The organism is Georhizobium sp. MAB10 (assembly GCF_045012825.1).
Lineage (GTDB): Bacteria > Pseudomonadota > Alphaproteobacteria > Rhizobiales > Rhizobiaceae > Georhizobium > Georhizobium profundi.
The window spans coordinates 2,987,508-3,007,926 of record NZ_CP118314.1 but is presented as its reverse complement, the minus strand read 5'-3'; the positions used below and the strand labels follow the sequence as shown (position 1 = coordinate 3,007,926).

General features: G+C 62.2%; 19 protein-coding genes. 12 read left to right on the top strand and 7 right to left on the bottom strand.

What is annotated here, in order from left to right; genetic code table 11:
- Positions 1 to 33 precede the first annotated feature (33 nt).
- The 6 genes from fabG to gmk all read left to right on the top strand — a co-directional run bounded on the left by fabG (position 34) and on the right by gmk (position 5,689).
- The gene (gene fabG / locus PU133_RS14400) at positions 34 to 771 is read left to right on the top strand and encodes a 3-oxoacyl-[acyl-carrier-protein] reductase (protein ID WP_404862239.1); all 738 of its coding nucleotides are present in this window, start codon (positions 34 to 36) and stop codon (positions 769 to 771) included.
- Between the two features lie 272 nt (positions 772 to 1,043).
- On the top strand, positions 1,044 to 1,280 hold the full coding sequence (locus tag PU133_RS14395; RefSeq protein WP_126010775.1) for an acyl carrier protein: 237 nt from the start codon (positions 1,044 to 1,046) through the stop codon (positions 1,278 to 1,280).
- Between the two features lie 115 nt (positions 1,281 to 1,395).
- A complete protein-coding gene (fabF, locus tag PU133_RS14390) occupies positions 1,396 to 2,658 on the top strand; it encodes a beta-ketoacyl-ACP synthase II (protein WP_404862238.1) in 1,263 nt (420 codons plus the stop codon).
- A 182-nt stretch (positions 2,659 to 2,840) separates the two neighbouring features.
- Complete coding sequence (mltG, locus tag PU133_RS14385) at positions 2,841 to 4,073, top strand: endolytic transglycosylase MltG (protein ID WP_404862237.1); 1,233 nt, start codon at positions 2,841 to 2,843, stop codon at positions 4,071 to 4,073.
- A gap of 58 nt (positions 4,074 to 4,131) precedes the next feature.
- The gene (locus PU133_RS14380) at positions 4,132 to 5,016 is read left to right on the top strand and encodes a YicC/YloC family endoribonuclease (RefSeq protein ID WP_404862236.1); all 885 of its coding nucleotides are present in this window, start codon (positions 4,132 to 4,134) and stop codon (positions 5,014 to 5,016) included.
- Positions 5,017 to 5,029: 13 nt separating this feature from the next.
- Positions 5,030 to 5,689 (top strand): guanylate kinase, encoded by a 660-nt coding sequence (gene gmk / locus PU133_RS14375; protein ID WP_126010771.1) that lies wholly within the window; start codon positions 5,030 to 5,032, stop codon positions 5,687 to 5,689.
- Positions 5,690 to 5,771: 82 nt separating this feature from the next.
- On the opposite strand, the gene rsmA is transcribed toward gmk, so the two are convergent.
- The 6 genes from rsmA to lptF all read right to left on the bottom strand — a co-directional run bounded on the left by rsmA (position 5,772) and on the right by lptF (position 13,359).
- Positions 5,772 to 6,605 (bottom strand): 16S rRNA (adenine(1518)-N(6)/adenine(1519)-N(6))-dimethyltransferase RsmA, encoded by an 834-nt coding sequence (gene rsmA / locus PU133_RS14370; protein WP_404862235.1) that lies wholly within the window; start codon positions 6,603 to 6,605, stop codon positions 5,772 to 5,774.
- Positions 6,602 to 7,582 carry a 4-hydroxythreonine-4-phosphate dehydrogenase PdxA gene (gene pdxA, locus PU133_RS14365; protein ID WP_404864552.1) on the bottom strand — a complete coding sequence of 327 codons (981 nt, stop codon included), beginning with the start codon at positions 7,580 to 7,582 and terminating at the stop codon, positions 6,602 to 6,604. Before pdxA ends, rsmA begins: the two co-directional genes overlap by 4 nt.
- A 46-nt stretch (positions 7,583 to 7,628) precedes the next feature.
- Positions 7,629 to 8,588: a SurA N-terminal domain-containing protein gene (locus PU133_RS14360; protein WP_404862234.1), complete on the bottom strand. Its 960-nt coding sequence runs from the start codon at positions 8,586 to 8,588 to the stop codon at positions 7,629 to 7,631.
- Between the two features lie 130 nt (positions 8,589 to 8,718).
- Entirely contained in the window at positions 8,719 to 11,052 is a 2,334-nt protein-coding gene (locus tag PU133_RS14355; protein WP_404864551.1) for an LPS-assembly protein LptD, read from the bottom strand.
- A 23-nt stretch (positions 11,053 to 11,075) separates the two neighbouring features.
- Complete coding sequence (gene lptG, locus PU133_RS14350) at positions 11,076 to 12,161, bottom strand: LPS export ABC transporter permease LptG (RefSeq protein ID WP_404862233.1); 1,086 nt, start codon at positions 12,159 to 12,161, stop codon at positions 11,076 to 11,078.
- Position 12,162: 1 nt separating this feature from the next.
- The gene (gene lptF, locus PU133_RS14345) at positions 12,163 to 13,359 is read right to left on the bottom strand and encodes an LPS export ABC transporter permease LptF (protein ID WP_404862232.1); all 1,197 of its coding nucleotides are present in this window, start codon (positions 13,357 to 13,359) and stop codon (positions 12,163 to 12,165) included.
- Between the two features lie 343 nt (positions 13,360 to 13,702).
- On the opposite strand from lptF, the gene PU133_RS14340 reads away from it, so the two are divergent.
- The 4 genes from PU133_RS14340 to PU133_RS14325 all read left to right on the top strand — a co-directional run bounded on the left by PU133_RS14340 (position 13,703) and on the right by PU133_RS14325 (position 16,999).
- Entirely contained in the window at positions 13,703 to 15,193 is a 1,491-nt protein-coding gene (locus PU133_RS14340) for a leucyl aminopeptidase (protein ID WP_404862231.1), read from the top strand.
- A gap of 7 nt (positions 15,194 to 15,200) precedes the next feature.
- Entirely contained in the window at positions 15,201 to 15,653 is a 453-nt protein-coding gene (locus PU133_RS14335; RefSeq protein ID WP_404862230.1) for a DNA polymerase III subunit chi, read from the top strand.
- Between the two features lie 31 nt (positions 15,654 to 15,684).
- The gene (locus PU133_RS14330) at positions 15,685 to 16,674 is read left to right on the top strand and encodes a magnesium transporter CorA family protein (protein WP_404862229.1); all 990 of its coding nucleotides are present in this window, start codon (positions 15,685 to 15,687) and stop codon (positions 16,672 to 16,674) included.
- A 103-nt stretch (positions 16,675 to 16,777) separates the two neighbouring features.
- Entirely contained in the window at positions 16,778 to 16,999 is a 222-nt protein-coding gene (locus tag PU133_RS14325; protein ID WP_404862228.1) for a hypothetical protein, read from the top strand.
- 46 nt (positions 17,000 to 17,045) lie between these two features.
- On the opposite strand, the gene PU133_RS14320 is transcribed toward PU133_RS14325, so the two are convergent.
- Positions 17,046 to 18,944 (bottom strand): ABC-F family ATP-binding cassette domain-containing protein, encoded by a 1,899-nt coding sequence (locus PU133_RS14320; RefSeq protein WP_404864550.1) that lies wholly within the window; start codon positions 18,942 to 18,944, stop codon positions 17,046 to 17,048.
- Positions 18,945 to 19,118: 174 nt separating this feature from the next.
- On the opposite strand from PU133_RS14320, the gene PU133_RS14315 reads away from it, so the two are divergent.
- Both PU133_RS14315 and ndk read left to right on the top strand, forming a co-directional pair.
- On the top strand, positions 19,119 to 19,808 hold the full coding sequence (locus PU133_RS14315; RefSeq protein ID WP_404862227.1) for a glutathione S-transferase family protein: 690 nt from the start codon (positions 19,119 to 19,121) through the stop codon (positions 19,806 to 19,808).
- Between the two features lie 108 nt (positions 19,809 to 19,916).
- A complete protein-coding gene (gene ndk, locus PU133_RS14310; RefSeq protein WP_126010760.1) occupies positions 19,917 to 20,339 on the top strand; it encodes a nucleoside-diphosphate kinase in 423 nt (140 codons plus the stop codon).
- Positions 20,340 to 20,419 lie beyond the last annotated feature (80 nt).

Below are 20,419 nucleotides of genomic sequence, written 5' to 3'. Positions count from 1 at the left end.
AATTTGACCATTTGAGAATCGAAGGACCTGAAGATGTTCGACCTTACGGGAAGAAAAGCTCTTGTGACCGGCGCGTCCGGTGGGATCGGTGAGGCGATCGCCCGCATTCTCCATGCGCAGGGCGCGACCGTCGGCCTGCATGGGACCCGCCAGGAGAAGCTTGAGACGCTCGCGAACGAGCTTGGCGAACGCACGATGATCTTTCCGGCCAATCTGTCCGACCGTGACGCCGTGAAGGCGCTTGGCGAAAAGGCGGAAAAGGATCTCGAAGGCGTCGACATCCTCGTCAACAATGCAGGCATCACCAAGGATGGCCTGTTCGTGCGCATGTCGGACGCCGACTGGGACAGCGTACTCGAGGTGAACCTGACCTCCGTTTTCCGCCTGACGCGTGAACTGACGCACCCGATGATGCGCCGCCGCTATGGCCGCATCATCAACATCACCTCTGTGGTCGGCGTGACCGGCAATCCGGGGCAGGCGAACTACTGCGCCTCCAAGGCCGGCATGATCGGCTTTTCCAAGTCGCTGGCCCAGGAAATCGCGACGCGCAACGTGACGGTAAACTGCGTGGCGCCCGGCTTCATCGAATCGGCGATGACCGACAAGCTCAACGACAAGCAGAAGGACGCCATCCTGTCGGCGATCCCATCGCGCCGCATGGGCACCGGCGCCGAAGTGGCCTCTGCCGTGGCCTATCTCGCATCGAGCGAGGCAGCCTACGTCACCGGGCAGACGGTCCACGTCAATGGCGGCATGGCCATGATCTGAAAAAGCCTTGCATCCACCGGAACCAACGCCTTCCACAGGCGCTATGGGTCTTCCGAGTGGATGGAAAGCGTGTTAAGGGCCGCATCCAACTGGGGACGTGAAAGGCACCTTGGCCAGCGCGGCCCGAAGTGACCGGCGGTAGCCGTTCATGCCGATCGAATGTGGTTCACCAGGCGCATCCGTGGCAATTCATTGCCAAGTACAACTTGATTAGCACTGTTGCTGGCTTTAACGAGGCAGCACCGAACATAAAGAAGGTCGAGGAAACCGACATGAGTGATATCGCAGATCGCGTGAAGAAGATTGTTGTCGAGCATCTTGGTGTTGAAGCCGATAAGGTCACCGAAGGTGCCAGCTTCATCGACGATCTTGGCGCAGACAGCCTCGACACCGTCGAACTCGTCATGGCGTTCGAAGAAGAATTCAGCGTCGAAATCCCGGACGATGCAGCCGACACGATCCTGACGGTTGGCGACGCCATCAAGTACATCGAGAAGCAGCAGGCCTGATCCTGGCTCTCGCGGACTCCGTCGCGCGCATGTCGCGGCGGATCCGGACATCACGGCGGCGCGTTCTTGCCGTCGTGCCCAACGATAAACGCTGGACATGACGGATCGACAGGCGATGAGACGCGTGGTTGTCACTGGAACCGGTATTGTGTCGCCCCACGGCGCGGATACCGAGACCACCTGGAAGCGTATTCTGGACGGCAAGAGTGCCGCTCGTCGCATCGAGGAATTCGAGGTCGATGACCTCGCAGCAAAGATCGCCTGCCGCATTCCGCTGGGCGACGGTTCGAACGGGACGTTCAATCCGGATGACTGGATGGACCCCAAGGAACAGCGCAAGGTCGATCCCTTCATCATCTATGCCGTTGCAGCAGCCGAACAGGCGCTGAACGATGCCAATTGGCATCCTGAATCAGATGAAGATCAGATTGCCACCGGCGTTTTGATCGGCTCGGGAATCGGCGGCATCGAAGGCATCGTGGAGGCCGGCTACACGCTGCGCGATCGCGGTCCCCGTCGTATTTCCCCATTCTTCATTCCCGGCCGCCTGATCAACCTCGCCTCCGGCCAGGTTTCGATCCGCCACAAGCTGCGCGGTCCGAATCACTCCGTCGTCACTGCCTGCTCGACCGGCGCCCACGCCATCGGCGACGCGGCGCGCCTCATCGCGCTCGGCGATGCGGATGTCATGGTGGCAGGTGGCGCGGAATCGCCCGTCAGCCGCATCTCGATCGCGGGCTTTGCCGCCTGCAAGGCGCTGTCCACACAGTTCAACGATGAGCCTGAACGCGCATCGCGCCCCTACGACAAGGACCGCGACGGTTTCGTCATGGGCGAAGGTGCCGGCATCGTGGTGCTGGAAGAGCTTGAGCACGCCAAGGCGCGCGGCGCCAACATCCTTGCCGAAGTGGTCGGCTACGGCCTTTCGGGCGACGCCTATCACATCACGGCTCCCGCCGAGAACGGTGATGGCGCCTATCGCTGCATGATGGCTGCGCTGAAGCGCGCCGGTCTCGATGCATCCGACATCGAATACATCAACGCCCACGGCACCTCCACCATGGCCGACACGATCGAGCTCGGCGCTGTCGAGCGCCTGCTCGGCGATGCGGCCGGCAAGGTCGCCATGTCGTCGACCAAGTCGGCGATCGGCCATCTGTTGGGTGCAGCCGGCGCGGTGGAAGCCATCTTCTGTGTGCTCGCCATCCGCGACAACATGGTGCCGCCGACGCTCAATCTCGACAATCCGAGTCGCGAGAGCGCGATTGATCTCGTGCCGCACAAGGCCAAGGCCAAGCAGGTGGATGTCGCGCTCTCCAATTCGTTCGGCTTCGGCGGAACGAATGCATCGCTGGTGATGCGCCGCTATCAGGCCTGATCCGGCACCGCGGTTCCCTGTCGATATCCCGCTTTTGACACAATGCTTTCGTTTAGAGCAGGCGTGGAATCGGCTAGAAGTGGCACCCTCAGGGCCATGGGAAGCCATCGCCATTCTTTGAGATCGAAGCTTCTGCTGGTGTCGCCGCCTTTCTCCTCCAGAAGGGAGATCAGCGACCGGGCATGAACACAAGCGACCAGGACCACGACGTCATGACAAGCCAAGACGCGACGCCGGGCGAGAAGGGGCCGATCATCCCCAAATCGGCCAATGAGGCACTGAAGCCGGAGAAGGCCGCGCCTCCGCCGCCGAAGCGCTCACGCCGCGCCCGCAGCCAGCCTGTCATCTTCATGAACTTCGTGCTGTCGCTCATCGTCGTCATGGTGCTCGGTGCCGGCGCCGTTCTCTATTTCGGCAAGGTCGAGTTCGAATCGCCTGGCCCTCTCGCCCAAGCGACCACATTCGAGGTGCGCGAAGGCGCCGGCATCATCGAAATCGCCAACGGGCTGGAGCGCCGCAACATCATTTCCGACGCGCGCGTCTTCCGCTACGGCACCGAAGCGACAATCGGCAACGACACGCTGAAACACGGCGAATACGAAATCGAAGCCAATGCTTCCATGCGGGAGATCATGGAACTGCTGCGCTCGGGCGAAGGCATCCAGTATGCCGTCGCCGTCCCCGAAGGCCTGACCGTCTACCAGGTATTCCAGCGCCTTGCCGCTCATGAGATGCTCGAAGGCGACCTGCCAGAAGCGTTGCCGGCGGAAGGTTCGCTGATGCCGGACACATACAATTTCCGTCGCGGTACCACCCGCCAGAGCATCATCGATCAGATGACGGCTGCGCAAACGGCGCTGGTCGACCAGATCTGGGAGCGGCGCGATCCGGATCTTCCGATCGAGACCAAGGAAGAGTTCGTCACGCTGGCATCGATCGTGGAGAAGGAAACCGGCCGGGCCGACGAGCGGTCGCGCGTTGCGGGCGTCTTCATCAACCGCCTGCGCGAAGGCATGCGCCTGCAGTCGGATCCGACGATCCTCTACGGCATTTTCGGTGGCGAGGGCCGTCCGGCCGACCGGCCGATCTACCGGTCCGACATCGATACGCCGACACCCTACAACACCTACACGATCAACGGTCTGCCGCCTGGGCCGATCGCCAATCCGGGCCGCGCGTCGCTGGAGGCTGTGGCCAACCCGTCGACCACCGAAGATCTCTACTTCGTCGCCGATGGGACAGGCGGACACGCTTTCGCGCGCACGCTCGACGAGCACAATCAGAATGTCGCCCGCTGGCGCCGCATCCGTGCCGAGCAGGAGGCTGCTGCAGCCGCCAACCCGGAGGACCCGGCCGACGAGATTGCGCCGATGGATGACGGCCAGGGCGATTACGAAGGCGAAATCATCGAGTGAGGGCTAAGATCAGGCCGTCCGCTACTCTCCCAGATCATGACGAACGGGACTCCAGGCGATGTCACTTCAATCGATGACCGGCTTCGCGCGCAGCGAGGCCGTTTCGGGTCGCCTGCGCTTTGTCTGGGAAATGCGCTCGGTCAATGGCAAGGGCCTGGATCTGCGGCTGCGTCTGCCGCCGGGCTTTGATCGCGTAGAGACCGAGGTTCGCGCGCGGCTGGCGGCGCGCTTCAATCGCGGCAATATCCAGGTGAGCTTGAATGTCAGCGGCGAACGGGCCGCAGCAGTACCGGTCGTCAACGCGGAAGCGCTGGCGATCGTTCTGAGTTTCGCCGAAGTGCTCAAGACGAAGATCGATGCGACACCGCCCTCGATCGACGGGCTTCTCGCCATTAAGGGCGTGGTGGACCTCAAGGAACCCGAGGACAGCGAGGAAGATCAGGCCGCCTTCGCGCACGCCGCGCTGGACGCGCTCGATCGCGGCGTTGCCGATCTTGTCGAGGCACGGGCATCCGAAGGCGCAGCTCTCCGCAGCGTTCTGGAAGGTCATCTCACGACGATCGAGACGCTTGCCAGCAGGATCGATGTCGATCCCTCCCGTAGCCCTACCAACATTCGCCAAAGGCTGGAAGCCCAGGTCGCGCAGCTGACATCAGCCGGCAGCCTCGATCCGGAGCGCCTGCACATGGAAGCGGTGCTTCTCGCCGCCAAGGCGGATCTGCGCGAAGAACTCGACCGGTTGCAGGCGCATGTGGCCGCGGGACGGGAGCTGTTGTCGAAAGGCGGGCCGATCGGCCGCCGGCTCGATTTTCTTGCGCAAGAATTTAACCGCGAAGCGAATACGATCTGCTCCAAGTCCAATGCCGCCTCCGTGACGGCCAATGGCATGGAATTGAAAGTGGTGATCGACCAGCTGCGCGAGCAGGTTCAAAATATTGAATAGAACGGGGCAGGGCATGGCGGAGTATCAGCTACCATCGGCGGCGATCACGAGACGAGGGCTCATGCTTGTGCTCTCATCGCCCTCTGGCGCCGGCAAATCGACGATCGCGCGCAACCTGCTCGAAACGGATCCCGGGCTCTCCATCTCCGTCAGCGTGACGACGCGAAAGCGGCGCGGTAACGAGATCGAAGGCGTGCACTACCACTTCATCTCCCAGCGTGAATTCGAGCGGCTGCGTGATTCCGGCGCGCTGCTCGAGTGGGCGCAGGTGCATGGCAATTTCTACGGCACGCCGCGCGAGCCCGTCGAAGAGGCGATGGCCGAAGGCCGCGACATGCTGTTCGACATCGACTGGCAGGGCGCGCAGCAATTGCAGGAAAACATGCGCGCCGACGTCGTGTCGGTCTTCATCCTCCCGCCCACCATGGCAGAACTCCGTTCCCGGCTGCATCGCCGGGCAGAGGACGCCGAGGATGTGATCGCGACGCGCCTGACCAATGCGCGCGACGAGATCGGCCATTGGCGTGAATATGACTACGTCGTCATCAATGACGATCTGGACCGCGCTTTCCCGGCCGTGCAGGCGATCGTGAAGGCGGAACGCCTGCGCCGCGACCGGCGCCCGGGCCTCTTCGATTTCGTGCAGGAGCTGCTGGGCCAGGACGCCCAGTAGAGCGTTTCCAGGTGCAGTGGACACCGGTTCACCGTCCGCAAACGCGACAAATCAAAAACTGCTCTAGACGCCGTTTTTCGTGTCAGAGCAATCGGGCGAGCCGGCAGAATTCCTCGACACTCAGCGTCTCAGCGCGGCGTGTGGGTTCGATCTCCGCCTTGGCGAGCAGCGCTTCTCCACCAAGCGGCTTCAGGCTCTGACGCAGCATCTTGCGGCGCTGGCCGAAGGCTGCCTGGGTAACGCCTGCCAAAGCGTCGCCGTCGCATGGGATCGGCTGAGGGCGCGGCACGAGATGAACGACCGATGAGGTGACCTTTGGCGGCGGCGTGAAGGCCTGCGGCGGGATGTCGAAGGCGATGCGCGCATCTGTTCGCCAGCCAGCCAGCACACCAAGGCGTCCATAAGCATCGCCATCCGGTTCCGCGACGATCCGGAGCGCCACTTCCCGCTGGAACATCAGCGTCAGCGATTCGTAGAAGGGTGGCCAAATAGGGCCGGTCAGCCAGTTGACGAGCAATTGCGTGCCGACATTATAGGGCAGGTTCGCCACGATGCGCAGCGGACCGGCGCCGGCGGCCTGAACCGAATGATAATCGAAGGCAAGCGCGTCTCCTTCGATGACTGCGAGCTTGCCCGGATAGTGATCGGCGATTTCGGCAAGCGCCGGCAGACAGCGCGGATCGCGCTCGATCGCAACGACCTTTGAAGCGCCAAGCGCCAGGAGCGCGCGTGTCAGGCCGCCGGGGCCAGGGCCGATCTCGATCACCGTCACGCCTTCGAGCGGACCGGAAGCGCGCGCGACCTTCTGGGTCAGGTTCAGGTCGAGCAGGAAGTTCTGGCCGAGCGCCTTCTTTGCCGCAAGCTCGTGGCGGGCGATGACGTCGCGAAGCGGCGGCAGGCCATCGAGCGAGCTCACGCGTGCCTCGACGACATGTCATCCGCCATACGGATCGCCGCAATCAAGCTATCGGCACGGGCGACACCCTTGCCAGCAATATCGAACGCCGTGCCGTGGTCGGGCGAGGTACGCACGAAGGGCAGGCCAAGCGTGACATTGACGGTATCGTCGAAGCCGAGCGCCTTCGCGGGGATCAGCGCCTGATCATGATACATGCACACGGCGACGTCATAACGCGCGCGCGCGGCATCGTGGAACATGGTGTCGGCGGGCAGGGGGCCCACTGCATCGATGCCAAGCGCTTGAAGATCGACAATAGCCGGGCCGATGATCTCGATTTCCTCGCGACCCATTGTTCCGCTCTCGCCCGCATGCGGGTTCAAGCCCGAGATCGCAATGCGCGGCTCGGTTAGTCCGAAGCGCGTCTTCATGTCGTCGGCGGTGATCTTCACGGTCTCGACGATCAATGCCCGCGTCAAAGTCTTCGGAATATGGAGGAGCGCGATGTGGATGGTGACCGGAACGGCCTTGAGCTTCGGTCCCGCCAGCATCATCACCGGCGTGATCGGACGGCCGCTCATGTCGGAGGCGCGAGCTGCAAGGAATTCCGTGTGCCCCGGAAAGGCGAAGCCTTCGCCATAGAGCACCGACTTGGCGATCGGGTTGGTCACCATGGCGCGCGCGACGCCACAAAACGTCATGCAGGCCGCGCGGTCGATCGCTTCCACGATCGCAGCAGCGGCCAGTGCGTTGGGCTCACCCGCTGAAGCAGGAGCTGAATTGCGGAGAGGGATGACGGGGAGAGCTTCGTCGAAAACGCTGGCGACGTCCTCGTTGCCGATCTCCTTGATCGGAACATCCAGGCCAAGCAGGGTCGCCCGATCGCGCAGGACCTGAGGGTCGGCGAGGACAGCAAATTTCGGCAGCGCGAGTTCGCGCCGCTTCAGATAAGCGTCCAGCGTGATGTCCGGTCCGATGCCTGAAGGATCGCCCATCGTCAGGACGATGGGATGCGCGGAATTGCTCACAAGGGATCGTCTTCTAGCGATAGCTGACGGCAGCTTTCGCCTTCAGCTCCTCAAGGAACCGCTGCGAATTTTCCTGGCTGGCCTGGTTTTCCTGGTCTTCGGCGCGGAAGACCATTTCGGCTGCACGGTCGTCCGATACCTGGCGAGCCTGGCACACAGCGATGAATTCGACGCCGCGCTCCGTCGACCGCACCGCCGTGGTGCCGCCTTCGGAGGTGCTTTCGATCTGCGATTTCCAGTCTGCCGGCAGCTCCGGCTGCATGAACCGGCCGAGTTCGCGAATGGAAACGTCACGCAGCGAAGCTGCGAATTGCGTGCTGGCGGCGCAACCGGGGAAGCGTGCGCGTGCCTGCTCGGCCTCGCGCTGGCGCTGGCTCAAGATCGCGTTGCGCTGCGCGGCAGGCACGACGAAGATCACCTGCTGAAGGATGTATTCGGTGGTGGTCGGCTTGTTGTCGCCGCGCTCCAGCATGCGCGCCACGAGATCCTGCTGGCTCATCCGGCCACCACTGCCGCCCTGTCCGGCGTAGCGTGCATTGACGACGCGCGGCCAGGTCATCTGCGCGCGCACGAAGCCGCGGAAATGATCCATGCCGACGCCGGCCTGGTTCAGCACCTGCGTCAATTGCTCGATGCTCAGATTGTTGCCGCTGGCAAAGCTATTGACCGACTGTGTGACCTGGTCGTCGCTCACCACACCGCCGATCCTCGCTGCTTCCTGCATCTGGATCGCTTCGTTGACGAGCTGCTCGCGGGCTTTTTCATTCAGATTGCCGGTGTCACGCTGCAGCCTGAGAAGTCCGACCCGGCGCTCGACGTCGCCCGTGGTGATCGCCTGGTTGTTCACGACGACCGCGATCGAACTCGCTGCCACCGCAGGGGCATGCGGAAGAACCGTCGCGGTTGCAGTCAGAAGCGCCAGGGCAGCCGCCGCCAAGGACGTGCGCGCAAACCGCTTGTGCCTGTCGATCATGGGTCGTGCTCCAGAAATCATGAAATGTCGCTGCATTCGATCTTTGTACTATGACGCCGCGCGGTCCGAGATGGAAGGCGCAGGCGGTGTCTTGGTCGACCGATGGGGCGATTTCAAGGCTTTAAAGCACTCAGAATGCGCCAAACCGATCCAAAGCGCCGCCCGAACTGATGTCGCCGAGCGTCCGGAAGGTCAATTGCGCACCGACGCTCCAATCCGAACCGGAAAGCTCGCGCTCATCGCGTTCTTCGATATAGGCGATGCGGAACGTGAAGCACTCGTCGTCATAGCCGAAGCCGATCGCCGAAGTGGTGAGGACGCCCTCGCGCGCATCGTAGGATGCCGCACCGAAAACGCTCCAGTTCTCGGCAAAGCGCAGCGCGCCGCTGCCGCGCACTTCATAACGGTCGACGTCGAAATTGTATTCGGGCTGTTCGCGCTGGTACGTCACGCCACCTTCGAGCGACACCGTCTCGTTGGCGTAGGTGGCGCCGGCATCGAACCGGTTGATGTCCATCGTCTCCTTGCTGAAACGGGATCCCGCGCGGAAGCCGAGATCGGCCGGCGTCATCAGCGCCACTTCGCCGACAAAATCGGAGACATCCGTTTCTAGGCCGGAATTGGCCCCTGCATTGACGAAGTCGTCGCTTGCGAAGGAGTTGACGCCGCCGAGATGGTAGGACTGGCCGACGACGGCATTGAGCGAGTAGCCGTTAGCAAAGCTGCCCGTGTAGCGCAGGCCGAGATTGGCGCGCGTGCCGCCTTCGATCCGGTCGTAGCCCGAAAACTTGTCGCGTTCGAAAAGCGTGGTTGCGTCGAACACGAAACTCTGGGCGTCTTCGTTGGGAAGCCTGCCTGCCATCTGTTCGTTCGGACGCACGAAGAGCTGACCGATCGGCTCGATGATGTGGGATGAGCCGGAACCGGGTGAGGTCAGCAGCACCGGATAGCGCGCTTCCAAGCCGGCCGTCGTCATCGAGCGTGCGTCGAAATCGTTGACCGCCGGAGTGAAGGCGGAGATCGCGCTCGTCTCGTCGAGCTCGCTTGAGTGAAGATCACCGCGAAGCGCAAGGATCGGTGTGATCACGAGACCGGAACCGGTCACGACGCTGCGCTTCCACTCGGTCTCACCCGTCAGCCGCGACGTCGTGCCGTCGATGCCGCGGATACGGTCACGGCCAGTCCCTGGAAAATTCTCGAAATCCGCTCGGGTGCGGGTCAGGCTCGCCAGGTTCACGTCTGCCGTCAGTTCACCGCCGAAGACAGGGTCGCCAGCCGTATAGTTGTAGTCGAGCGACGGGTGCACGAAGGGCTGTTGCGCATCCTCGATATCCGTCAGGCGCGGCGACTGCACGTCGAAATACATGCCGCGCACGTCGAAGTAATTCCGGTCGCGAAGGCCGGTCAGATAGACCTCCGACGTTTCGCGTTCATTGTTGAAATAGTCGATGCCGTAGGTCTGGCCGAAATTGCTGTCGGATTGGACCGTCAGGTCCCAGCCATAGGACCAGCTTTCGTTGATGTTGAACTGGCCGGTCGTGTTGAAGAGGCCGCGTGCATCCTCCAGACGGTCGACAGTGCGCGCGTCGAAATCTTCCGGGCTCAGCTGATAGATACCGGCTGCGCGGACCGTGACGTCGCCTGTTGCGAACCGGCGGCGAAACTCGGCTTCGGTGAGGAACCCCTGCGAACTGTAGCCGGTCACGGCAACGGTCGCATCCATATGCGGTGTCAGGGCGAAGTAGTAGGGCACCGTCACACCGAGATCGAGCGTGCTCGAAAACGAGACCGACGGTGACAGGAAGCCGGAGACGCGGCGATTCTGATAATCCGGCACGACCAGATAGGGCAGGTAGGCGATCGGGCGACCGAACAGCTCGAAGCTCGCCTGCTCCAGACGAATCGTCTGGTTTTCGCCGTTCTGGATGACGCGCCGCGCCTTTATCTGCCAGAGCGGTGCCTTGCTCGGGTCTTCTTCGCAGATGTTGCAGGCCGTGTAGGTGCCGTTGTTCAGCGTCGTCTGCGTGCCGCCGGTGCGCTCCGCACTTTCGGCAACGAGACGGGTGTTGTCCGGCGTCTCGATGCGCAGCGCGTTGACGAAGCCATCGGCAAAGTCGTCCGTCAGGTCAAGCTCATCGGCATAGATGCGGTTGCCGCCCGGCTCCACCAGTTCGATGCCGCCGACCGCCATCAGGCGGCCCGTGCGCTGGTCGTATTCCACGCGGTCTGCCACCATCTGGTAGCCGTCATAATCGATCTGCACCGCGCCCTGGGCAATCACGCGCTCGGAGTCGAGGTTGTAGAGCAGTTCGTCGGAGCTGAGGAGAAACCGGGCATCCGGATCGGCGCTGGCGAGCACCGACTGTTCCTGGGCATGCAGCACATGGGTCAGTGTCAGCGAGGAAACGCCAAGCAGCAACGCAGCCGCGCCGGCCTTCAAGCCGAAACGCACTGACACATCAATTCTGCCGAACGCGACGCGAACCACTAACCGTCCTCCTTGTGCAGGAGCACGGTCACTCCGAGGGCAAGCGCCACGAAGACCGGCAGCCATGCTGCAACAAACGCTGGAATTGCCCCTGACTCCCCGAAGGTCCTGACCAAAACAGAGACGACATAAAGCACGAAGCCTGCAACGATACCACCCAAAATGACGCTGCGTGCCTGCCCGAACCGTGCGAAAGTCAGCGAGACTGTCGCGGCGATCACAGCCATTGCCGCGATCAGAAAGGGTCTTGCCAGAAGTATCTGAAATTGTGTGGAAAACTGCGCGGCCGAAAAGCCGAGCGAACGGGCCACCTCGATCTTTTGCGGCAACGCCCAGACCGAAACCGATTCCGGGTCTGTCAGCCGCTCCTGCACATAGGCAGGCCGCAGGCTCGTGGGGACGTCGATCATGCCGATCTCTTCCGGCTCCGCCCCCGCCCGGAAGCGCCGTGCGCCGTCCACGGCCCAATAGCCATCTTCGAGCGCAGCGCTTTCCGCCTCGATGCGCGAATCGACGGCGCCATCCTGGTCGAAGAACACCATGGTGACGCCGAACATCACCAGCCCGCCATCGATCGCGCCGCGGGCGCCGATGATCATCTCCTGATCGCCGCTCTTCTGGCGCAGCCAGGGAACGATGTTGTCGGAGGAGGGCGCCTGATTGCGGTTGAAGATCACGCTTTCGAGGAATTGTGCCTGCGTGAAGCCGGCCGACGCCAGCGGATTGAAGACAGCGACGGCGAACACGCCTGCTGTCAGCGCCGCGGCACAGATCGGCAGCATGAATTGCCAGACCGAAACGCCGACCGAACGGGCGATCACCAGTTCATAGCGCCGGTTCAGCTGAACCAGCACCGTGATCGCGGCAAACAGTGCCGCGAAGGGCAGTGCCTGCTCGGCAAAGCCCGGTGCGCGATAGACCGACAGAAGCGCGACGTCGAAAACGGAAATGCCTTCGACATCCGGTACCCGCTCGAGCAGCACCGTCAGGTCGATGATCAGGATCAGCGAGAAGATGCCGAACATGATCGCCGTCAGGGTGACGAGGTACCGAACGTAGAAATAGAGATTGAGCGTGCGTCCCATGTCAGTTCTGCGCTCCGCTCTTCACGGAAGCGGCGGTGGCACGCCGGCTGATGGCAACGACTCGGTCGCTGACCTGCTCGACCAGGCGCGCAACCGGCCGCGGCAATGCAGGTCTGATGTCTTTGGCAAGCAGGGAGAGCAACAGCCCGCCCACGGTCAGCGGCAGAATGTAAAGCAGCGCGATGCCGAATGCCGATTGGGCGGCGATGTCTTCGAGCAGATAGGACGCCAGGAAATAGGTGACGCCGAGGGTAAGCGCGGTGGCGGTCATCGTGCCGTTCACTTCGCGCGACGTGCGCGCTTCTCCGGCGACCAGCACCCCGATGAGGCCCATGATGACGGGAAGCGTCCAGTTCGTCATGCGCTTGTGCAACTCGGCGGAGAACTCGCGCGGATTTTCCTGGAACCGCGGGTTTTCCGGGTCGGGATTGAAGAGATACGGCGTCGTCTGGTCCTTGGGAAAAACGATGTAGGCGCCCGCGGCCGGCGCGAAGGCAGACAGGTCGAATGCGTAGGACGCGAAGCGCACGATGGAGACGGCGTCGCTGTCCGTGTCGCGCTGGTGCAACTCGCCATCGCGCATCAGCAGCAGTTGGCGGCCTTCATTGTCTTCAGCGATTGCCGCCTCGCGGGCGAAATAGGTGAGCTCCTGGTCCGGATCACGCCGATCGGCGATGAACAGGCCCCCGAAGCCGCCGTTGGGCACGCGTTCGGCGATATGCACCGTCAGCCCGTTGTCGATCGTCTGGAACGTGCCTTCCTGCAAGAGCGACGTCAGAAGGTTCGCACGCACTTCCTCGATGAAGGTGCGGAACTCCTGTCGCGAATAGGGCGTGACGCCGTTTTCGAGAATGAAGGATGCGGCGCCTGCAAGCATGCCAAGGATGAGGACCGGCACCACGATCAGGCGCTTGGGCCCACCGGACGCCTTGATGACCGCCATCTCCGAATCGGCGTTCATCGCCTTGAAGATCTGCACCGTCGCGAGCAGCAGCGCGAACGGCATGATGAGCGGGATGACCGAGGGAATCAGCAGCGTCGCGACATAAAGGAAGCTGACGATCGTGGAGCCGCTATCCGTCGCAACGTTCAGCCTGTTGAGGCCCTGGACGATCCAGACAATGGCGGTAATCGCTGTCAGAGTTCCGAGGAACGTGGTGGCGATCCGCCGGAAGATGTACCACTCGATCAGCTTCATCGGGCCTGTTTTTCATCACTCTGGTCGTGATGCAAGCCAGCCGATCGGAAGGCATGAGCATCCGTCAGGCTGTAACTCTGCATCGTGCCCCGCCAAGCGCTGCCGATAGTCGCGCCGAATGGCTAAAACTTGGCGAAGAAACACGGTAAACGAAGCGTAATCGTCGATCCGTGGCACGCATGCACCATGGGCGGCATTGCTTTTCACGTTTCGTTGAACGGCGTTTCGTCCATGCCATCGGGGAGGTCTCGGCGCGCAGTTGCAGGTGCTGCGCCCTTGCCTTCGAGCCTGAAAAATCCGACACCTCGCTTCACAGTCTCATTGAAGGGAATACCGTCGCGCCATGACCAGGAAACTCAGCATCGCCTTCGCTAAATCCGCAAAGTCCAACGAGGGCGTCGCGGTTTTTCTCGCTGCAGCGAAGGATCGGCTTCCGGCATCTCTGGCTGCGGTAGATCCGGGCGGCGTCGTGGCCAAGGCTGCCGAGATCGCCGAGTTCAGCGGAAAATCGCTGAGCGCGGTGGACGTGCTAGCGCCTGCCGGTGCCACGACAAACCGCATCATGGTGCTCGGAACGGGCGAAACCCCGACCCACAACGACTGGACCGATCTCGGCGGTGCGCTCGTCGGTCGCCTGAAATCGATCCGCAACGTTACCGTCTATCTCGATGTGGATGGCGTGGAGACCGGTGCGTCTGCCGCCGCCAATTTCGCATTGGGCATGATGCTGCGCAATTACAGCTTCGACGGTTACAAGACGAAGAAGAAGGACGACGACAACGGCAAGTCGGAAGAAGGCGATGTGTCGGTCACGATCGTGACGCCGGATGCGTCCGCCGCCAAGAAGGCCTATGCCGAGTTCTCCGGCACGGGCGAGGGCGTGCTTCTTGCACGAGATCTCGTCAACGAACCGGCAAACGTGCTCGGACCCGTCGAATTCGCTAAGCGCGCATCGGAGCTGGAAGCACTCGGCGTCGACATCGAAATCCTCACCGAGAAAGAGATGAAGAAGCTCGGGATGGGTGCTTTTCTCGGCGTCAGCCAGGGATCGTCGCGCCCGCCGCGCATCGTCATCATGCGCTGGAACGGCGGTGAGAAGAACGCCGCACCGATCGCCTTTATCGGCAAGGGTGTCGTGTTCGACACGGGCGGCATCTCGATCAAACCCGCAGCCGGCATGGAAGACATGAAGGGCGACATGGGCGGCGCTGCGGCCGTCACCGGCCTGATGCATGCCCTGGCATCGCGCAAGGCCAAGGCGAATGTCGTCGGCATGATCGGGCTTGTCGAGAACATGCCGGATGCCAACGCCCAGCGCCCCGGCGATATCGTCAAGTCCATGTCAGGCCAGACGATCGAGGTGATCAACACCGATGCCGAAGGCCGGCTCATCCTGTGCGACATGCTCTGGTACTGCAACGATCGCTTCAAGCCGGGCTTCATGATCAACCTCGCGACGCTGACCGGCGCAATCCTGGTGGCGCTCGGCAATCATCACGCCGGCCTGTTCTCCAATGACGACGTCCTGGCGGAACGCCTCTCGGAAGCCGGCGAAACGACGCGCGAGAAGGTCTGGCGCATGCCGCTTGGCAAGGACTACGACAAGATGATCGACTCGCGCTTTGCCGATATGAAGAACACCGGCGGCCGCTATGCGGGCTCCATCACGGCCGCGCAGTTCCTGCAGCGTTTCGTCGGTAAGACGCCTTGGGCGCATCTCGACATCGCAGGCACGGCGATGAGTTCGCCGCAGACGGAGATCAACCGGTCCTGGGGGTCAGGCTACGGCGTCCGCCTGCTCAACGAACTGGTGCGCGCCCACTACGAAAACTGATTGGGCGATGACTGAAATCCTGTTCTACCACCTGACGGAATCCCGCCTCGAGCAGGCTTTGCCGCCGCTGCTGGAAAAGAGCCTCGAGCGGGGTTGGAGGGTGGTGGTGCAGGCCCTGGACGATGCCCGTCGCGATGCGCTGGACACCGTCTTGTGGACCTACAGCGACGACAGCTTCCTGCCGCATGGGCTCGATACCGAAGCCCATGCGGACAGGCAGCCGATCTTGCTGACGGCAGGGCAGGCGGAGGCTGTGAATGACGCCACCGTCCGCTTCATGGTCGATGGCGCGGCGCCACCGGACTTGTCGGGTTATGAACGTGTGGTCTTCATGTTCGACGGACACGATGATCGTCAGTTGGCGACGGCTCGCGATCAGTGGCGACGCCTGAAGTCCGAGGGCCATGCCCTGACCTATTGGCAACAGGGCCCAGGTGGCCGCTGGCAGAAGAAAGCCTGAGCGACGGCGCCAGGATGGGTTGGAAGTCGACATGATCACCACGTATCGGCTCGTCGAAGGCAAGCTCGAAGCCACGCCGCACGAAGCCGGCGCAAACATCTCCAGGGAAACTTTCGAGGCGGCCGTCTGGATCGATTGCCAGTCTCCGACGCTTGCCGAAGACATGATCCTGCGCGACGCGACCGGGATCGATATTCCGACCCGCGCTGAAATGGATGAAATCGAGACGTCGAGCCGGCTCTATAGCGATGGCAACGCCGCCTATATGACGGCGATGTTGCCCTCCGCGACCGATACGCAAAATCCGGTCACCCTGCCTGTCACCTTCATCCTCGCGCCCCGGCTCCTTGTCACCGTACGCCATCACGAGCCGCGCGCATTCTTGAACTTCGCATTACGCGCTCAGAAACTGCCGATGGACGGACGCGATGCCATCGCCGTTCTGGCGGGCCTTCTCGATGCCGTGATCGATCGGATCGCCGATATTCTCGAGGTCGTGGGCAAGGACATCGATGCGATCTCGAAGGACATTTTTGCCAACGCCTCGACCGGCCCCACCAAAGGCAGGGACTTCCAGTCCATCCTGAAGGCCATCGGCCGGCAGGGCGATCTGCTTTCGATGTTGCGCGACAGCCTTGCGACGCATGACCGGCTGTTTTCCTTCTTTGCCAATGTCGCCAACCAGCGTCACTGCGATCGCGACACCAAGGCTGCGATCAAGACGCTTTCTCGCGACGCAACGTCCCTGTCGGACCACGCATCCTATCTGTCGCAAAAGATCGTCTTCCTGCTCGACGCGACGCTGGGTCTGATCTCGATCGAGCAGAATGCCATCATCAAGATATTCTCGGTCGCAGCCGTGATATTTCTGCCGCCGACGCTGGTCGCCTCTGTCTATGGGATGAACTTCGAGTTCATGCCCGAATTGAACTGGGCCTATGGCTACCCTTATGCCTTGGGGCTGATGGTGTTTTCGGCTGTCGTACCCTATCTCTTCTTCAAGCGGCGGGGCTGGCTCTGAGCTTTTACGCTCTGTTATGTATGTCTTTTCACATATGCAGAACGTGATTTGCGCGGTCGGTGCCATCACAGGCACTATGCATCTTTCCCCGAGGAGATGCGCCATGATTGCTGTGAAGCTTGAGCCGGATCCCGTCATGGAATTGATCGCGGATTACTGCGCAGGAAATCATGCCGGTGGTTGGCCTGTGTCCCTGTCGGAGGGCGTGGCGACCGTTCGCCGGTGGCGGCCGAACCTTGCAATGACCGATCAGGAGATCAGGACGCGCGTGGCGAAATTCGCCGTCGGCCGCGGCCTGAACGTGCATTTCGACCAGCCGGTCTGAAGTCCAAATTCGATAAAGAATGCGAGCGGGCCGGAAGCGGTCGTCGTCAGTCGATGGCGACCGCTTCTTCATATTCCGCTGACAGCGTCAGCCACTGCTCTTCGGCGTCGACAAGCCGTCTTTCGCAGTCGGTCCGTTCCTTGCCAAGCGCGACGATCCTGGCCTTGTTGTCGTAGACTGCCGGATCGGCAAGTTCGGTATCGATGGCCAGTATCCGCTTCTGCAGCTTGGCGGTCGCCGCTTCCAGTTCACCGATCTTCTTCTTCAGTGGCGCCATTTCCTTGCGGCGATCGGCGGCAGCCTTGCGCTGGTCGGACTTCGAGCGCTGTACTTCGGCAGCGGCCTCTTCGGCAAGACGACGCTTGTCGGAATTCTTGGGCGAGCCGCCGACGATCAGGTTGCGGTAGTCTTCCAGATCGCCATCATAGGCCTTGACCGAGCCGCCGCCGACGATCCACAGCCGTTCGACCGTCGCTTCGATGAGATGGCGATCGTGTGCGATCAGAAGCACGGCGCCGTCGAAATCGTTGAGCGCCTCGACAAGCGCCTGGCGGCTGTCGATGTCGAGGTGGTTCGTCGGTTCGTCGAGGATAAGCAGGTTGGGCCCCTCGAAGGTCGCAAGCCCCATCAGGAGCCGCGCCTTCTCGCCGCCCGAGAGATCCTTGGCCGGCGTATCCATCTTCTCGGTCACGAGCCCCATCTGTGCGACGCGCGCACGCACCTTGGCTTCCGGCGCGTCCGGCATCAGGCGGCGGATATGCGCGACTGCGGAATCGCCAGGGATGAGGTCATCCAGCTGGTGCTGAGCAAAGAAACCGATCTTCAGCCCCGGTGCGACGGTCATTTGACCATCGGCGAGGTCAAGTCGGCTGGAAATCAGCTTTGCGAAGGTGGATTTGCCGTTGCCGTTCGAGCCGAGCAGCGCGATACGGTCGTCGGCATCAATGCGCAGATTGAGGTGCCGCAGGATCGGCTGCCCGGGCGTATATCCAACCGATCCGCTCTCGATCGCGATGATGGGCGATGCCACCACCTTCTCCGGCGCCGGGAAGGTGAAACCGGCGACATGTTCCTGTGATACGGCCGCGATCTCGCCCATGCGCTCCAGCGCCTTGAGGCGCGACTGTGCCTGGCGCGCCTTGGACGCCTTGGCCCGGAAGCGCTCGACGAAGGATTCCATGTGCTTGCGCTTGGCCATCTGCTTCGTGCGCGCTTTGGTCTGAAGTTCCTCCGCTTCCGCTTTCTGGCGGGCGAACTGGTCGTAGCCGCCGCGATAGAAGGTGAGCTTCTTGTGCTCCAGATGCACGATCGAATTGACTGCCTTGTTCAGGAGGTCGCGGTCGTGGCTGATGATGATGACCGTATGCGGGTAGCGCCGCACATACTCCTCGAGCCACAACGTGCCTTCGAGGTCGAGATAGTTCGTCGGCTCGTCGAGGAGCAGCAGGTCGGGCTCGGCGAAAAGCACGGAAGCGAGCGCAACGCGCATGCGCCAGCCTCCGGAAAAGCTCGATGCGGGTCGCTTCTGCGCAGCCTCGTCGAAACCGAGACCGGAGAGAATGCTGGCCGCCCGCGCTTCGGCCGAATGCGCGTCGATATCGACGAGACGCGTCTGGATGTCGGCAATGCGGTTGGGATCCGTCGCCGTCTCTGCTTCCGCCATCAGCGCGGCGCGCTCCTTGTCGGCCGAAAGCACGATGTCGAGCAGCGCGTCCTCGGTCGCGGGTGCTTCCTGCGCAACGCCGCCGATGCGTGCACCTTTCGGCACATGCACGAAGCCGCTTTCAGAGGCCAGGTCGCCGGTGATCGCTCGGAAAAGGGTTGATTTGCCGGTTCCGTTACGCCCGACGAGGCCCGCCTTCGTGCCCGAAGGCAGTGTGACCGAGGCATGGTCGATGAGAAGGCGCCCGGCGATGCGGAGCGAGAGGTCGCTGATCTGAAGCATGGCGGCTTCTTGGCTGATGGAGGCGTTCTTGGCAAGGAGCGTTCCGGCAAACGCCGGGCGTTCGGCAGGAAGAGGGGGCATGCGGCGCATCGCATGTTATGGATGCGGTGAGAGCGCCATGGCATAGGCACTGATGTTGCCGATCCGTGGGCAAGCGCAGAGGGAGATCGCTCCATGACCATTCAACTCTACGAACTCGTCGGCAGTGACTCCGCACGCCCCTTCAGCCCGCATTGCTGGAAAGTCGTGATGGCGCTCGCCCATAAGGGGCTCGAGTGGGAAAGCCGGTACGTTCCCTTCACCGAAATTCCGAAGATCGAAGATGGCAGCGGCATCGTGCCGGTTATCCGCGACGGAGGTGCGACCGTGTCCGACTCATTCGCGATCGCGCTGCATCTGGAAAGAACACGAACCGATAGCCCGTCGCTGTTCGGCGGACCGGGCGGCGAGGCGATGGCCCGCTTTGTCGAAGCTTGGTGCCAGACGCAGATTCACGCGATCATCGGCAAGGCGGCGATCATGGACGTGCATGACGCGCTGGCGCCCGATGACCAAGCGTTCTTTCGCAAGAGCCGCGAAGCCCGTTTCGGCATGCCGCTGGAGGAAACGCGCGAGCTTGGGCTGTCGGAACTCGGCAAACTGAATGCGAGGCTGGAGCCCGTGCGCGCCATGCTGCGCCACCAGCCCTTCATCGGTGGCGCAGGTCCTCTTTTTTCCGACTACATCCTGTTCGGCGCTTTCCAATGGGCCAGGATCATCATGCGCGAGCCGTTGATCGGCCATGATGATCCGGTGTTGGACTGGTTCGAAACCTGCCTCGATCTGCACGGCGGGATCGGTCGCGCGGTGCCGGCCGCCGCCTGAGCCAAGCCGCCGTCTCGTCGTCGTGTCTTGTGTTCGCAACACTTGGCGGCTATGGAGGCCGCCAAATTCTCCCGACATTCCGTCAAGCAAAAGAACAGGGAAAACCTCATGGCGATCGAACGCACCTTTTCGATGATCAAGCCCGACGCAACGAAGCGCAACCTCACCGGCGCCATCACCAAGATGCTGGAAGACGCCGGCCTGCGAGTCGTCGCTTCCAAGCGCGTATGGATGAGCCTGCGCGAAGCCGAAGGCTTCTACGCGGTTCACAAGGATCGTCCGTTCTTCGGCGAACTGACCGAATTCATGTCGTCGGGCCCGACGATCGTTCAGGTGCTGGAAGGCGAGAACGCCATCGCCAAGAACCGCGAAGTCATGGGCGCAACCAACCCGAAGGACGCTGCAGAAGGCACCATCCGCAAGGTGCACGCGCTCTCCATCGGCGAGAACTCGGTGCACGGCTCCGATGCTCCAGAGACCGCAGCGGAAGAAATCGCCTACTGGTTCTCCGGCACCGAAATCGTCGGCTGAATCGGTTTCTCGACAGCAGGCCCTAAACGGCTGATACAGATACAAAAACCCCGGAACTCAGGTCCCGGGGTTTTTTAATG